The 13,847-nt window shown below is 71.7% G+C and carries 13 protein-coding genes; 7 read left to right on the forward strand and 6 right to left on the reverse strand.

Features of this window, described 5'->3' with window-relative positions; genetic code table 11:
- Window positions 1-228: 228 nt before the first annotated feature.
- The 4 genes from AB0F98_RS25220 (at window position 229) to AB0F98_RS25235 (ending at window position 5,464) form a co-directional block, all read left to right on the forward strand.
- Window positions 229-1,335, forward strand: coding sequence for a citrate synthase 2 (locus AB0F98_RS25220; protein ID WP_357739752.1), 1,107 nt, complete (start codon window positions 229-231; stop codon window positions 1,333-1,335).
- A gap of 583 nt (window positions 1,336-1,918) precedes the next feature.
- Window positions 1,919-3,046, forward strand: coding sequence for a phosphoserine transaminase (serC, locus tag AB0F98_RS25225; RefSeq protein WP_357739755.1), 1,128 nt, complete (start codon window positions 1,919-1,921; stop codon window positions 3,044-3,046).
- A gap of 185 nt (window positions 3,047-3,231) precedes the next feature.
- Window positions 3,232-4,308, forward strand: coding sequence for a septation protein SepH (sepH, locus tag AB0F98_RS25230; RefSeq protein WP_357739758.1), 1,077 nt, complete (start codon window positions 3,232-3,234; stop codon window positions 4,306-4,308).
- A gap of 157 nt (window positions 4,309-4,465) precedes the next feature.
- Window positions 4,466-5,464, forward strand: a complete 999-nt coding sequence (locus AB0F98_RS25235) for an alpha/beta fold hydrolase (RefSeq protein WP_357739761.1) — start codon at window positions 4,466-4,468, stop codon at window positions 5,462-5,464.
- 28 nt (window positions 5,465-5,492) lie between these two features.
- On the opposite strand, the gene thpR is transcribed toward AB0F98_RS25235, so the two are convergent.
- The 5 genes from thpR to AB0F98_RS25260 form a co-directional block, all read right to left on the reverse strand.
- Window positions 5,493-6,071, reverse strand: coding sequence for an RNA 2',3'-cyclic phosphodiesterase (thpR, locus tag AB0F98_RS25240; RefSeq protein ID WP_357739764.1), 579 nt, complete (start codon window positions 6,069-6,071; stop codon window positions 5,493-5,495).
- A gap of 13 nt (window positions 6,072-6,084) precedes the next feature.
- Entirely contained in the window at window positions 6,085-6,597 is a 513-nt protein-coding gene (locus AB0F98_RS25245) for a hypothetical protein (RefSeq protein ID WP_357739767.1), read from the reverse strand.
- A gap of 142 nt (window positions 6,598-6,739) precedes the next feature.
- On the reverse strand, window positions 6,740-8,023 hold the full coding sequence (locus AB0F98_RS25250; RefSeq protein WP_357739770.1) for an MFS transporter: 1,284 nt from the start codon (window positions 8,021-8,023) through the stop codon (window positions 6,740-6,742).
- A 73-nt stretch (window positions 8,024-8,096) separates the two neighbouring features.
- Window positions 8,097-8,546 carry a MarR family transcriptional regulator gene (locus AB0F98_RS25255; RefSeq protein ID WP_357739773.1) on the reverse strand — a complete coding sequence of 150 codons (450 nt, stop codon included), beginning with the start codon at window positions 8,544-8,546 and terminating at the stop codon, window positions 8,097-8,099.
- Window positions 8,547-8,662: 116 nt separating this feature from the next.
- Window positions 8,663-10,141: an NCS2 family permease gene (locus AB0F98_RS25260; RefSeq protein ID WP_357739776.1), complete on the reverse strand. Its 1,479-nt coding sequence runs from the start codon at window positions 10,139-10,141 to the stop codon at window positions 8,663-8,665.
- 87 nt (window positions 10,142-10,228) lie between these two features.
- Between AB0F98_RS25260 and AB0F98_RS25265 the strand changes: the two genes are divergently transcribed.
- Window positions 10,229-10,480 carry a DUF2530 domain-containing protein gene (locus AB0F98_RS25265; protein ID WP_357739778.1) on the forward strand — a complete coding sequence of 84 codons (252 nt, stop codon included), beginning with the start codon at window positions 10,229-10,231 and terminating at the stop codon, window positions 10,478-10,480.
- A gap of 68 nt (window positions 10,481-10,548) precedes the next feature.
- Here the strand turns inward: AB0F98_RS25265 and AB0F98_RS25270 are convergent, their stop codons facing one another.
- A complete protein-coding gene (locus AB0F98_RS25270) occupies window positions 10,549-11,388 on the reverse strand; it encodes a DUF3027 domain-containing protein (RefSeq protein WP_350791583.1) in 840 nt (279 codons plus the stop codon).
- Window positions 11,389-11,475: 87 nt separating this feature from the next.
- Here AB0F98_RS25270 and AB0F98_RS25275 point away from each other — a divergent pair, with 87 nt between their 5' ends.
- Both AB0F98_RS25275 and AB0F98_RS25280 read left to right on the forward strand, forming a co-directional pair.
- Entirely contained in the window at window positions 11,476-13,083 is a 1,608-nt protein-coding gene (locus AB0F98_RS25275; RefSeq protein WP_357739781.1) for an MFS transporter, read from the forward strand.
- Window positions 13,080-13,730, forward strand: coding sequence for a futalosine hydrolase (locus AB0F98_RS25280; protein WP_357739784.1), 651 nt, complete (start codon window positions 13,080-13,082; stop codon window positions 13,728-13,730). Before AB0F98_RS25275 ends, AB0F98_RS25280 begins: the two co-directional genes overlap by 4 nt.
- Window positions 13,731-13,847: the final 117 nt, after the last annotated feature.

Here is a 13,847-nt window from a genome sequence, read left to right on the forward strand (position 1 = left end):
CGGTACGCGCTCGTCGAGGCTGGCCAGCCCGTACCGTCCCAGTCTTGCCCAGGCGTGAACCGGATGCGCGTCCGGGGATGTCGTATGCAGCACAGTCGCAGTGGGTCGCGCACTTGGTTACTCAGCAGGCAAGATGTTCCGAACGAATCCCCAAGGGTCGCCCAAGGTGCTCGACCGACCGGGCCGCGTGTGGCCGAACCGGGCGGCGACCAGAGCCAGGAGACCGACATGGCTGACTTCAAACCGGGTCTGGAGGGCGTCGTCGCCTTTGAGACCGAGATCGCCGAGCCCGACCGCGAGGGTGGCGCGCTGCGCTACCGCGGGGTGGACATCGAGGATCTGATCGGTCAGGTCTCCTTCGGCAACGTGTGGGCCCTGCTGGTGGACGGCCGGTTCGGGCCGGGCCTGCCGCCCGCCGAGCCGTTCCCGGTGCCGGTGCACTCCGGTGACATCCGCGTCGACGTGCAGTCCGCGGTCGCGATGCTCGCTCCGTACTGGGGCCTCGACCAGCTGCTCGACATCACCGACGAGCAGGCCCGCGAGGACCTTGCCCGGGTCTCGGTGACCGCGCTCTCCTTCGTCGCACAGTCCGCCCGCGGCCTCGGCCTGCCGGCCGTGCCGCAGAAGGAGATCGACAAGGCGTCCACGATCGTCGAGCGCTTCATGAAGCGCTGGCGCGGCGAGCCGGACCCGCGGCACGTCAAGGCCGTTGACGCCTACTTCATCTCGGCCGCCGAGCACGGGCTGAACGCCTCGACCTTCACCGCCCGGATCGTCGCCTCGACCGGCGCCGACGCCGCCGCCTGCATCTCCTCCGGCATCGGTGCCCTCTCCGGCCCGCTGCACGGCGGCGCGCCGTCCCGGGTGCTCAACATGCTCGAGGCGGTCGAACGCGGCGGCGACGCCGAGGGCTATGTCAAGGGTGTGCTGGACCGCGGCGAGCGACTCATGGGCTTCGGGCACCGGGTCTACCGGGCCGAGGACCCGCGCGCGCGGGTGCTCCGCCGGACGGCCAAGGAGCTCGGCGCGCCCCGCTTCGAGGTGGCCGAGGCGCTGGAGAAGGCCGCCCTGGAGGAACTGCACAACCGCAAGCCGGACCGGGTGCTCGCCACCAACGTCGAGTTCTGGTCCGCCGTCGTGCTCGACTTCGCCGAGGTGCCGGCGCACATGTTCACCTCGATGTTCACCTGCGCCCGGATGGGTGGCTGGAGCGCTCACATCCTGGAGCAGAAGAAGCTCCAGCGGTTGGTCCGGCCGTCCGCCCGGTACATCGGCCACAGCCCGCGCAAGCCGCAGGAGGTCGAGGGCTGGGACGCCATCCCGCACGGCGTCTGAGTTCTGATCGAGGGGCTCCCACGGGCGCCGCGGCCGACGCCGCGGGCCCTGGGCAGCCCCTCGACGTGACGTTGAGTGAGTCGTCGGTTCGACCCGGAAACCCACTTCGCCTCCTTTGCTCTGCACCCTCATAAGCGCCAGCTACTCTCCGCATCCGCCGTCTCGCGGCGCGGCTCGAGGAATTCCGGCGAAATCGCAGGTCAAGAGGGTGGCGCGCCGAGGGGTGCAGAGCAAAGGACCGAAGTAGGGTGCCCGCCCCTCCGGCTACCCGTCACCCTCCGCATCCTTCCCCGCTCAGTCACCGTGCGTGCGGCACGATGGCCGTGCCGGCCCACCCGCACCACGGCGTCCGCGCGTACGGACCCTGTCGGCCGAGGCAGAACCCCGCCGGCAGCTGTGGCGCACGCCTCAACCCGGCAGGCGGGACCGAGGCTCGGGCTCGGGTGCCTTGATGGGAGGATGTGACTTCGGCAGTGCCGCCGGACCGGGCTCGGACCCCGGCCCCGCGCGCCTCCGCGCCCGCCGTCGGCCCGTGCCCGCCAGCTCACCGGGCCCCGGCCCACGCGGAAGGACCTTGAGAACCGTGGCTGACGCACCGACCATCCGGATTCCCGACGAGATCAAGCCCGCCGACGGGCGGTTCGGCTGCGGACCGTCCAAGGTCCGCCCGGCGGCGGTGTCCGCCCTCGCCGACGTGGCCACCAGCTACCTCGGCACCTCCCACCGGCAGAAGACGGTCCGCGACCAGGTGGCCCGGCTGCGCAGCGGCATCGCCCAGTTCTTCTCCCTGCCGGACGGCTACGAGGTGATCATCGGCAACGGTGGTACGACGGCCTTCTGGGAGGTCGCCACGTTCGGTCTCATCCGCGACCGGGCCCAGTTCGCCAGTTTCGGCGAGTTCGGCGCCAAGTTCGCCAAGGCGGTCAAGGACGCGCCCTTCCTCGGCGAGCCGACCGTCCGGAAGTCGGACGCGGGCAGCGCACCGGGCCTGGTCGCCGAGGCGGGAGTCGACGTCTACGCGACCCCGCACAACGAGACCTCCACCGGCGTGGCGGTGCCGATCTCCCGGGTGTCCGGCGCGGACGAGGGCGCGCTGCTGCTGGTCGACGCCACCTCCGGCGCGGGAGGCCTGGACGTGGACCTCGCCGAGACGGACGTCTACTACTTCGCACCGCAGAAGTGCTTCGGTTCCGACGGCGGGCTCTGGCTCGCCCTCATGTCGCCGGCCGCGCTGGAGCGTGCTGCGGAGATCAAGGCGTCCGGGCGCTACATCCCGGCCTTCCTCGATCTGGTCACCGCCATCGACAACTCGCGCCTCGAACAGACCTACAACACCCCGGCGCTGGCCACCATCTTCCTGGCCGCCGAGCAGACGGACTGGATGAACGAGCAGGGTGGGTTGGCCTGGGCCGCAAAGCGGACCGCCGAGAGCGCATCCATCGTGTACGGCTGGGCCGAGCGTTCGGAGGTGGCCAAGCCGTTCGTCGCCGACCAGGCGCTGCGCTCCAACGTGGTGGCCACCATCGACTTCGCCGACGGGGTGGACGCGGGCGCGATCGCCAAGGTGCTGCGCGCCAACGGCATCGTGGGCACCGAGCCGTACCGCAAGCTGGGCCGTAACCAGCTGCGGGTCGCGCTCTTCCCGGCCATCGAGCCGGCCGACGTCGAGGCGCTCACCACGTCGATCGATTACGTGATCGAGCGACTCTGATCGACATGACGGTGGGTGGCCGTCGCTCGGTGCGGCCGCCACCCACCGTGATCATCGCCGCAGGTCATCCACGACATGCGGGTGTCGCATCCCCCACCTGAAGGCAGATGAGCGTACGGTGGTGCGAGACGCCCGGGTGGCTGACTCGTGGCGTGCGGCCAACGAAGCGGGACGGAGGCAACGTTATGCGCCCAGTACGCTTCGTCGCCCTTTCCGAGGACGGCCAGGCCCTGGTACTCGCCGACGAGGTGGGGCGGCTGCTCGCGCTGCCCATCGACGAGCGGGTGAGCACGGCGCTGCACGCCGAGCCCGGCGCCCCGCCGCTCGCGGTGGCGTCCGCTGCCGCCGACCCGATCCCGTCCCTGTCCCCCCGCGACATCCAGGCCCGCATCCGCTCCGGTGAGTCCGCCGAGGACGTCGCCCGGATCGCCGGAGTGCCGGTCGATCGGGTGCTGCGCTACGCCGGTCCGGTGCTGCAGGAGCGGGCGATGCTCGCCCAGCACGCTCGGCGCACCCGGCTCAAGGGCGCGGAGAAGCCGACGCCCCTCGCCGAGGTGGTCAACGACCGGCTCGCCCAGCACGGCATCGACACCGAGAAGATCTCCTGGGACGCGTACCGGCGTGACGACGGCACCTGGCGGATCATCGCCACCTGGCCGTCGGGCAAGGCCACCGCGCAGGCGATCTGGGTCCTCGACAAGACCCGACAGGCGGTCGCCCCGCACGACGACATGGCGCAATACCTCTGTGCCGAGCGGCCCACGCCGATCCTCGGCCAGGATCCGCCGGAGCGGGGTGGGCACGCCCTGCCCGGGCCGACGCGTAGCGAGCCGAGCAGAGGCGGGCACGGGCTGCCGGCGCCCGCCGAGCACTCCCGCCCCGGTCGGGACCCGATCCGGGCCGGGCGGGACGCCCTGCTCGCGTCCCTCGACCGGCCGTTGGGCGGTTCCTCCGGCCGAGGCCTGGAGCCGCGTACGCCCGCAGCGCTCGCGGGGTCCGACGCGCCCCGGCAGCGAGCCGTCGCGGGCGGTGCCGCCGCGCTGCTCGGTGGTGGGGCCGGCTCGGCCTTCGACGACGACTCGGACGCGCCCAAGGAGGTGCCGGCCGTTCCGTCGCTGGCGGTGCTCCGGCCGCGTCGCACCGGGGCGGCGGCCGCCGCGGGCAGCGAGCCCACCGACAGCTCGGGCAAGCCACGCAAGCGCCTGCCGAGCTGGGACGACGTCCTCTTCGGCAGCGGCCCGGCCGCCCGCGAGTCCTCCTGACGCCCCTCCGCTGGGGCGAGTCCTCCTGACGCACCTCTGGTGGGGTGGGCGGATCGGCCCACCCCGCCGGAGGAGAGCCAGCACACAGTAGAGCGCCCGAACCGCAACCGGCTCAACCGCGTGTCCACGTTGTCCCCTCACGTGGAAGGCACGCGTCTTGACCCTAGACATCGCACAGCCGAAGAGCCCGGCCCGACGGACCGTGCTCGGCCGGGTCGGCGTCGCCCTCGGCGCGCTGCTCGCGCTCGTCGTCCTGGCGGCCGTCGTCCTATACGCCTGGCCGCTCGGCGGAAGCGATCTGCAGCGCGCCACTCCGAAGGCGCTCACCTTCGACGCCGCCCTCGGTCAGGCCGAGCAGGTCGTCGCGGCCGAAACCGCGGATCCGGACGTACGCCCGGAGTGCCGCAGCGTGGTGATGTCGCACGGCAGCAGGACAGCCAAGGCGGTCCTGCTGCTGCACGGCTACACCGACTGCCCCAAGCAGTACGCCGGCCTGGCGAAGCGCTACTTCGACGAGGGCTACAACGTCTGGGTGCCTCGGGCACCCCGGCACGGGGTCTCCGACGAGCTGGCGCACGCGAAGCTCGAAGCCGGCGAGTTGGTGGGATACGCCAACGACTCGTTGAATCTGGTCACCGGGCTCGGCGACGAAGTGGGCGTGGTCGGCATCTCCGGCGGCGGGGTGCTGGCCACCTGGCTGGCCGGCCGGCGGCCCGACGCGGTGCGTCATCTTCTGCTGTTGTCCCCCTTCTACAAGCCCAACAGTGCTCAGGCACCCGGCTTCGTGGTCAAACCGACGATCGTGCTCTTCGGTTTCCATCTCGTACCGGACCGGGTCAACTCGGAAGGCTTCTCCTTCGCCGCGCTCTCCCAGTACCTGCGCATCGCGCGCAACTTCGATCTGGACCAGCGAAATCCGAGACTGATGAGCGTGGCGGTCGTGACGTCGGCGAACGACGACTTCATCGATCGCCAGGATGCGGTGGCCGTTCCGCGGCGTATCGCCGCGGCGAACGACCGCCCGTTGGCCGTCCACGAACTGACCGCGGAACTGGGCATCGGGCACGACATCGTCGATCCCGACGCGCTGGGCAACCGGAGCGACGAACTCGACAAGCTGTACTTCGACCTCTACGAGGGCACCCGGAAGGACTGAGACAGCCGCCACCTGGGCCCGAGCCCGGTCACAGGGGCCAGGCGGCGAGCCGGTCGTAGCGTGGCCGGGGGCCCGGGTGGCTGCGCATCAGCAACAACTCGGCCGCCGGCCACTCCGGCCCCAGGTAGCCGTCCAGCGTGACCCGGTCCGCCTCGATGTCGGCCTCGTCCATCCGATCACCGGGCCGGGCGATGGTGAGGTGCGCACGGAAGGGCTTCTCGTCGTACGGCAGGCGTGCGCTCCGCAGCCGTGAGCGGATCAGCCGGGCCAGGGTGGCGAGCGCCTCGATCTCACCGCGTACGTCCACCCAGAGGATGGTGAACCGGCCCTGCCCGAACAGCCCGCCCCCGCCCAGCCGCAGCCGGGGAGCGGCGTCCCGGGACTCACGGAACCACTGGGCGGCGAGCCCGAGTGAGCTCTCCACCTCGACCAGTCGAGCCTCCTCGACGTCACCGAGGAAGGCGAGCGTGAGGTGGGCGTGCTCCGGGTCGGCCAGCCGTACGTTGGTGCCGGCCGCGGCCGCCGCCCCGATCCGGAGTCGGGCGACCTGGGCGGTCAGGTCGGCGACCGCGTCGGCCGTCGGGTTGACCGCGACGAAGAGCCTCAACCGGGGTACGTCCTCACCGGTGCTGCTGCCGCCGCCTCGCCCCACGCGCGGCCGGCAGGCTCAGCCCCGCAGCGTGCAGCAGCCCCTCCACCCGGACCCGTTCGATCTCCTGGTCGACGCCATCCAGCTCGCTCAGGTGCTCGGTGATGTCGAGCGCGCGACAGGCGAGACGCAGCCGGTCGTCGTACGCCTGGAGCACCGCGCCGTGCCAGACCATCGGTCGGCCGGTGCCCCCGAGTCGCTGGCCGCCCAGCCGGCGCAGGTCGGTGGCGAGCTGTTCCAGCGGCCGCCGGTCCTCCCGGTCGAACTCGGACAGGTCGATGTCACGAGTCAGCGCGTCGGCCTCGACGGCCCGGTCCAGCCGGGCAATGACGCGCCGCTCCCGCCGGCGCTCGCGCCATTCCGCGTAGCCGCAGGCCACCCGGTCGATGATCTCGTCGGCGCAGAAAAGCAGGGCGATCAACGCAGGCAGACTCGCCACGGCGACGAACGCCAGGGCGAGCAGCAGTGCGCGTCCGAGCTCCACGCATCGACGCTAAGCTCCGCCCTGCCGCTCCGCCACCGGAATGGCGGCATCCGCGCCATCCGCGCATCGGGGCGCTTCGGCCGGCCAGATGTGTTAAGAGGGGCCCTGCCGCGCAAGATCGCACGACAGGGCCCCTGCTGGCTCAGCTCTCCGTCTGCGTCACGTAGAAGCGGGGCATCGGCAGCACCTGGAACCGGAGCCGGGCGCCGGAGCGGCGCAGCTGCCAGGCCAGCGCGAGCAGCGCGGTGGCGAGCGAGATCAGCGCACCGATCCAGATGGCGGCCCCGGCACCGAAGGTCTCCGCGACCCAACCGATCACGGGCGCGCCGACCGGGTTGGTACCGAGGAACACCAGCACCCAGAGCGCCATGACCCGGCCCCGGAAAGCGGCGTCCACACCGAGCTGCACCCGCTGGTTGGCGGCCTGGGCGAAGAAGACCATGAAGAATCCGGTCGGCACCAGCAGGACGGCCACCAGCCAGTACACCTGGGAGAGGCCGACCAGCGTGCCGAAGATCGCGCAGGCGATGGCGGCGCCGAGCACCAGCCAGACGGACGGCCGGCTGCGCCGCCCGGTCCCGGCGAGCGCCCCACCGAGCGCGCCGAGCGCGAGCGCGGTGGTGAACAGGCCGAACGAGGCCGCACCGGTATGGAACACGGTCTTGGCCAGCGCTGCCAGGGTGAGCTGGAAGTTGAACAACGACATGCCGATCACCGACATCACGACCATCGGGAGCAGCAGGTCGGGGCGGTGCCAGACGTAACGCAACCCGTCGATCACCCGGGCCTCGGCGCGTTCGTCCCGCGGCGGCAGGGCGTCCCGGTAGAGCTCGGACGTACGCATCCGCACCACGTTCACCAGCGGCGCGATCGAGCTGACCGCGGTGATGATGAAGACCGGACCGACGTCGAAGAGAGCGATGGCCACACCGGCGATGGCCGGGCCGATGATCCGCGCGGAGTTGAACACGGCGGCGTTGAGCGAGAGGGCGTTCGGCAGCAGCGACACGCCGACCAGCTCGGAGACGAAGGACTGCCGGACGGGAGTCTCCACCGCGTTGGCGACGCCGAGCAGGAGGGCGAACGCGAAGACGTGCCAGAGCTGAGCCAGGCCGGTGATGACCAGCATGCTCATGCCGAGCGCCAGCACGGTCCAGAAGGTGTTGGCGACGAAGAGCAGGATGCGCTTGTCGTACCGGTCGGCGAGGCGGCCGGAGAGAAGGGTGAGCAGGAGCACCGGGGTGAACTGCAGGGCCGTCACCACGCCGAGCGCGGTCGCGGAGTTGTCCGAGAGGTCGAGGACGAGCCAGTCCTGGGCGATGTACATCATCCAGACGCCGAGCAGTTTGATCAGCTGTCCGGTGGCGAAGAGCCGGTAGTTGCGAACCTGTAGGGACTGGAACATGGTGCTCAGCCTGGCCTGCACTCTTGGTAGCGCCTCCTCGAGTCGTACGCGTCATCCACGGCGGACGGCGCGGACCCGATGGCGCGGGTACGAGTCAGGCGCGAGCGATCTGCTGGAGAAGCTCGGCAGCTCTCCCCAGCGTCTCCCGGTCGACCTCGCTGAGCTCGGCCAGCCGGTTGGCCAGCCACTCGTTACGGGCGCGCTCGAACTTCTCGAGCATCGCCCGCCCTCCCTCGGTCGGCGCGAGGATGACCTGGCGTCCGTCGGTCGGATGGGGGGTGCGCTGCACGAGCCCGCGCTCCTCCAACTTCGCGACGATCCGGGTCATCGTCGGCGGCTGCACCCGTTCCACGTCGGCCAGTTCCCGTGGCGTCAGCGCGCCTGCCAGCCCGAGGCTGGTGAGCGCGCTGAGCTGGGTGATCGTCAGATCGCCGACCGGCCGGGCCTGTCTGACCCGCCGGCTGAGTCGGGTGATCGCATCACGCAGCTGGGGGGCCAGCTGCGCCGGTGGCACGCGTTTCGCAGTCACCGTCCGCTCCGTCACGATAGTTAGCTTAACTAATGAGCTTGGCTAACGACATCTGATATGACCAGGCTCACGAGGACTTTCGGCTGCCCCGGGCCGGGTGTCCGCTTCCGGACGCCCGGCCCGGGCCGGCGTCACAGCACCACGGACTCGATCGGTCCGCGCAGGAAGTAGAGGATGAAGAGCGCGGCCACCCCGTACATCAGCGGGTGCACCTCCCGCGCCTTCCCCCGGGCCAGTTTCAGCACGACGTAGGTGATCACGCCGGCTCCGATCCCGTTGGAGACCGAGTAGGTGAAGGGCATCAGCACGATGGTGAGGAACGCCGGGATCGCGATCTCGTAGTCGGACCAGTCGATGGTCCGGACCGCGGTCATCATCAGGAAACCCACCACCACCAGCGCGGTGGACGCCGCCTCGAACGGTACGACCACCACCAGCGGCGCCAGGAACATGGCCAGCAGGAAGAGCCCGCCGGTGACCAGGCTGGCCACGCCGGTCCGGGCGCCCTCCGCCACGCCGGCGGCGCTCTCGATGTACGAGGTGTTGCTGGAGGTGCTCGCCGCACCGCCGGCCGCCGCGGCGATCGAGTCGACCAGCAGGATCTCCTTCGCCCGCGGCGGGGTGCCCCGCTCGTCGAGCATCCCGCCCTCCTGGCCGACCGCGACCATCGTGCCCATCGTGTCGAAGAAGTCCGTGATCAGCAGCGTGAAGACGAACATCAGCACGACCAGCCAGCCGGCCCGGCTCCACGAGTCGAGCACGTTGAAGTGGCCGAGCAGCGACAGATCCGGAACGTCCGCGATGGTCTTCGGCAGCTCCGGAACGTTGAGCGCCCAACCCTTCGGGTTGGGCTTGCCGTCGACCACGGACGGTCCGACGTTCGCGATCGCCTCGACGATGATCGCCAGCACGGTCGAGCCGAGGATGCCGATCAGGATCGCGCCCCGGACCCGGCGGACCACCAGCACCAGCGTCAGCAGCAGCCCGACCACGAAGACGAGCAGCGGCCAGCTCGCCAGCTTGCCGCCGATGCCCAGCCCCACCGGCACCGTCGTGTTGGCCACGTCCGGCACGCGGCGTACGAAGCCGGCGTCGACCAACCCGATGATGGTCAGGAACAGCCCGATACCGACGCCGATCGCCGTCTTCAACTGGGTCGGCACCGCGCGGAAGACCGCGGTACGCAGGCCGGTCAGCACCAGCACCGCGATGATCACACCTTCGATCACCACGAGGCCCATGGCGTCGGCCCAGGTCATCTCCGGGGCGATCTCGAACGCGACGAGCGCGTTGACGCCGAGGCCGGCGGCGAGCGCCAACGGGAACCGGCCGACCACGCCCATCAGGATGGTCATCACGCCGGCGACCAGCGCCGTCGCCGCGGCGATCGCCGGGATCGCGAGTTTCTTGCCGTCACCGTCAGCGGCACTGCCGAGGATCAGCGGGTTGAGCACCACGATGTAGGCCATCGTGAAGAAAGTCGCCAGACCTCCGCGTATCTCGCGGCTCATCGTCGAGCCACGGGCAGAGATCTCGAAGAACCGGTCAAATCCGTTACGCGGCGAATCAGGGGCGGGTGGTGTGCCGTTCTTTGGGGGCGGTACTGCCATCACGTCCTCGCAGGTGATCTTCGATCGTCGCGCGCATCGTCCCAGATCAGTGGGCTGCCAGGAAAGTTGATCGCGTACGCTTGCCGCGTGCCGAAGCAGCAGCCGCCGCGGCCCGAGCCGCTCGATCCGCCGATGGTGCCGTTCGCCCTCTCCGGGATGATCGGCTGGGCAATAGCCGGGCTGGTGCTGCTGGTCTTCTTCCGCGGCTGGCTGACCGAGCACGGGCACGAGAACTGGCTCTGGATCTGCCTGGCCGGCTTCCTGTGGGGCATCCCCGGCCTCGCGGTGATGATGCGGCACGACGCGAACCGCCGCCGCCGTCGCGCCGCCGCCCGCTGACCGCGCGCCCACTCGCCGAACCGCCCGGCCTGCTCACAGCCGCGCCGGCGGGGCGGTCGCCGGTCCGCTCAGGAGTGGCCGTACGGCTCCGCCGGCTCGGCCCCCTCGACCGACCCGGGTGCACGGCTGACCGCGACGGCCTCCACCGCGCTGTCGTCGTAGACGGTCGGCATCTCGTCGACAGCCGTCTCGGCCGCCTCGATGAGCGTCTCCGAGTGCGCACCACAGCCGTGGTCGACACTCACCACCCGGCCGTCGTCCGGGGCGTAGAAGTTGCCGCACGCCCCGAAGGCCTGCCGGAGCTGCCCGGCCAGCGGCAGGTAGAAGCCGCAGGTGCCGCACCGGGCCGCCGCGGGCGCGGCCGTGGAGATCGGCGCCGAGGGGCCGTGCTCGCCGTCGTACCAGCGCTGGGCTGCCTCGGCGCGCCCCTCGCGGGAGAGCACCCGGGCCCGGCCCAGGCCGAGCTCCCAGGCGGTCTCCTCGACCGCCGGGTCGTCGGAGAGCAGGTAACCGGGCGCGAGCCGCTCGTCGTCCGGCGGAGTGGGCAGCAGGTCGCCCGGGCCCAGGTCGCCCGGCTTGAGCCGCTCCTGCCAGGGCAGCCAACCGGGGGCGAGCAACGCGTCGGTGCCGGGCAGCAGGACGGTCTCGCAGATCGTCACGTTGCGGCTGCGGGGCACCCGGGTGACGGTGACCGCCCAACGCCAGCCGCGGTAACCGGCGAGCCGGCACTCGAAGTAGTGCGTGACGAGCCGTTCGCCCTCGGCGACAGCCTGCAGATGCTCGCCGACGTCGGAGGCGTCCACCTCGGTGATGCCGGCGCGGGCCACCTCGACGGCGGCGGCGCAGACCTGGTCGAGACGGGCGGCACGGGTGGAGGCGGGCCTGGTCACCAGACCATTGTTCCCCATGCGTACGCGACCGGCGACGGGGACTCCCCGAGAGCTTCTGCTCAACTGGTGCGGCACACCCGGATCCGATGGGCGAGGATGGTGCACATGCCGCTGTCATCCCGCCCTGAGCGGTCCGTCCTCGGGCGGACCGTGGGCACCGGCATCCGCTTCGTCCGGCTGCTGCTGCGCGGTTCGATCGGCAGCGGTCGCTGGGTGACCCGGAGCGCCGGCCGGGCCCGGGCTCGGGGCGCGGGTGGCGAGGCCGGCATGGTCCGCCTCTTCGACCTGCACGCCCTCTCCTGCGCCGGTGACACCCTGATCGCCATCGGCCTGGCCGGGACGATCTTCTTCAACGTCCCGCTCGGCGAGGCGCGCAGCAAGGTGGCGCTCTACCTGCTGGTGACCATGGTGCCGTTCGCCATGCTCGCCCCGGTGGTGGGACCGCTGCTCGATCACTTCCGCCACGGTCGCCGCTACGCGCTGGCCACCACCATGCTCGGCCGCGCCTTCCTGGCCTGGCTGATCAGCGACCACATCCACGGCTTCGGGCTCTATCCGGCAGCCTTCGGAGTGTTGGCGCTCTCCCGGGCGTACGGCGTCGCCCGCTCGGCCGCGGTGCCGAGACTGCTGCCGGAGGGGCTCGGCCTGTCCCAGGTCGGCGCACGGGCGAGCATCTACGGCACGGTGGCCGGTGGCCTGGTCGCCCCGATCGGACTGGCCGCCTTCTGGTTCGGGCCGCAGTGGCCGTTGCGGGTCGCATCGGTGATCTTCCTGGTCGGCATGGTGATCTCGCTGCGGCTGCCACCCAGGGCCGACTCGGAACCGCCGGAACGGGTGCCCCGCCTGCTGCGGGCGCTGTTCGGCCGTCGCCGCAACGGAGACCGCCCGCTCGGCCGAGGGGGGCCTGCGGGCCAGCTGGTGATCGCCACCCTGATCGGGGCGGCCGCCCTGCGTGCGGTCTACGGGTTCCTGCTGCTCTTCCTCGCCTTCGCCATCAAGAAGGGCGACCTCACGACGGCCGCGTTCGGCCGCGAACTCACCGACGAGGCGGCACTGGGCCTGGTCGGCGGGGCGCTGGTCGTGGGTACCTTCCTGGCCACCGCGATCGGCACCCGGCTACGGATCCACCGGCCGACCGCCATCCAGGCCAGCAGCATGATCATCGTGGCCGGTGTCGCGGTGCTCGCCGTGGTGAAGTTCTCGCTTCCCATGGTTGCCCTGTTCTGCCTGGTCGCCGCCCTGTTCAGCGGCATCGCCAAGCTCGCCGTCGACGCGTCGATCCAGGAGCGGATCCCGGAGCGGCTACGAGCCAGTTCCTTCGCCCACTCCGAGACGGTGCTGATGCTCGCGTTCGTCCTCGGCGGCGGGCTCGGATTGGTTCCCTTCGACGGCCGGACCGGCATCGCGGTCGCCGGCGGGGTGGGCGTACTGGCCGCCATCCGGGGTGTGCTGGTCGCTGGCCGGCTCCGCGGTGAGCGCCTGGCCGGCCGTCCACTCGGCGACGACGAGTTGGCCGACGCGGAGGAGGCGGCACCGGAGGCCGATGATCCACGCCCCACGTCGCCCGCCCCGGCGCCCCGCGAGACCGCAGGCTATGAACCAGGTCCCGCTGCCCCGCCCGGCTACCACATCTACCGGCCCTCCCCGTCCGTGGCCGGGCCGGGCGGGAGCGACGAGGAGAGCCACCGGGAACCACGCGGACCGCTGTCGTGAGCGGCCTGCTGGTGGTCACCGCCGTACCCGCCGAGGCGGACGCGATTCGGGCTGGGCTCGCCGACCCGACGGTGACCGTCACCCCGGTCGGTGTGGGGCCGGCGGTCGCCGCAGCGGCCACCGCTCGCGCGCTGGCGCTCGCCGAGGTGGCCGGAGAGCCGTACCGCGCGGTGATCAGCGCCGGGGTGGCCGGCGGTTTCGCCGGCCGGGTCCCCGTCGGCGGCACCGTGCTGGGCACCGCGAGCATCGCCGCCGACCTCGGGGCCGAGGCTCCGGAGGGTTTCATCCCGATCGACGCGCTGGGCATGCCGCCCGCCCTGCTGGGCGGTGGCAGCACCGTCCTCGCCGACCCGGAGCTGCTGGCCGTGCTCCGGGCCGCCCTCCCGGACGCCACGGTCGGGCCGGTACTCACGGTCAACACGGTGACCGGCACCGCGGCGAGCACCGAGTTGCTCTCCCAGCGCCACCCGGACGCCGTGGCCGAGGCCATGGAGGGGTACGGCGTGGCGGTGGCCGCCGCCCAGGCCGGCCTCCCCTTCGCCGAGCTGCGCACCATCTCCAACCCGATCGGCCCTCGCGACCGCAACTCGTGGCGGATGCGGGAGGCGCTCGCCGCCCTGACCGAGGCCGCCCCAGCCCTGACCTGACCTGGCCGGGCCGACCTGGCCGGGCCGGGCTGACCTGGCCGGGGGGATGACCACGTACGACCCCGGTTTCGTGAACACCGCGGCCTGCTCGTCCGCGATCACCTACATCGACGGCGA

It is taken from the genome of Micromonospora sp. NPDC023737 (genome assembly GCF_040639715.1).
In the GTDB taxonomy this organism is placed as follows: domain Bacteria; phylum Actinomycetota; class Actinomycetes; order Mycobacteriales; family Micromonosporaceae; genus Micromonospora.

Bases quoted from the DNA above. Each gene is read 5' to 3' on its own strand.
- AB0F98_RS25220 (WP_357739752.1), top strand. From the start codon at position 229: ATGGCTGACTTCAAACCGGGTCTGGAGGGCGTCGTCGCCTTTGAGACC.
- sepH (WP_357739758.1), top strand. From the start codon at position 3,232: ATGCGCCCAGTACGCTTCGTCGCCCTTTCCGAGGACGGCCAGGCCCTG.
- AB0F98_RS25260 (WP_357739776.1), bottom strand. From the start codon at position 10,141: ATGGCAGTACCGCCCCCAAAGAACGGCACACCACCCGCCCCTGATTCG.
- AB0F98_RS25270 (WP_350791583.1), bottom strand. From the start codon at position 11,388: ATGGGGAACAATGGTCTGGTGACCAGGCCCGCCTCCACCCGTGCCGCC.
- AB0F98_RS25275 (WP_357739781.1), top strand. From the start codon at position 11,476: ATGCCGCTGTCATCCCGCCCTGAGCGGTCCGTCCTCGGGCGGACCGTG.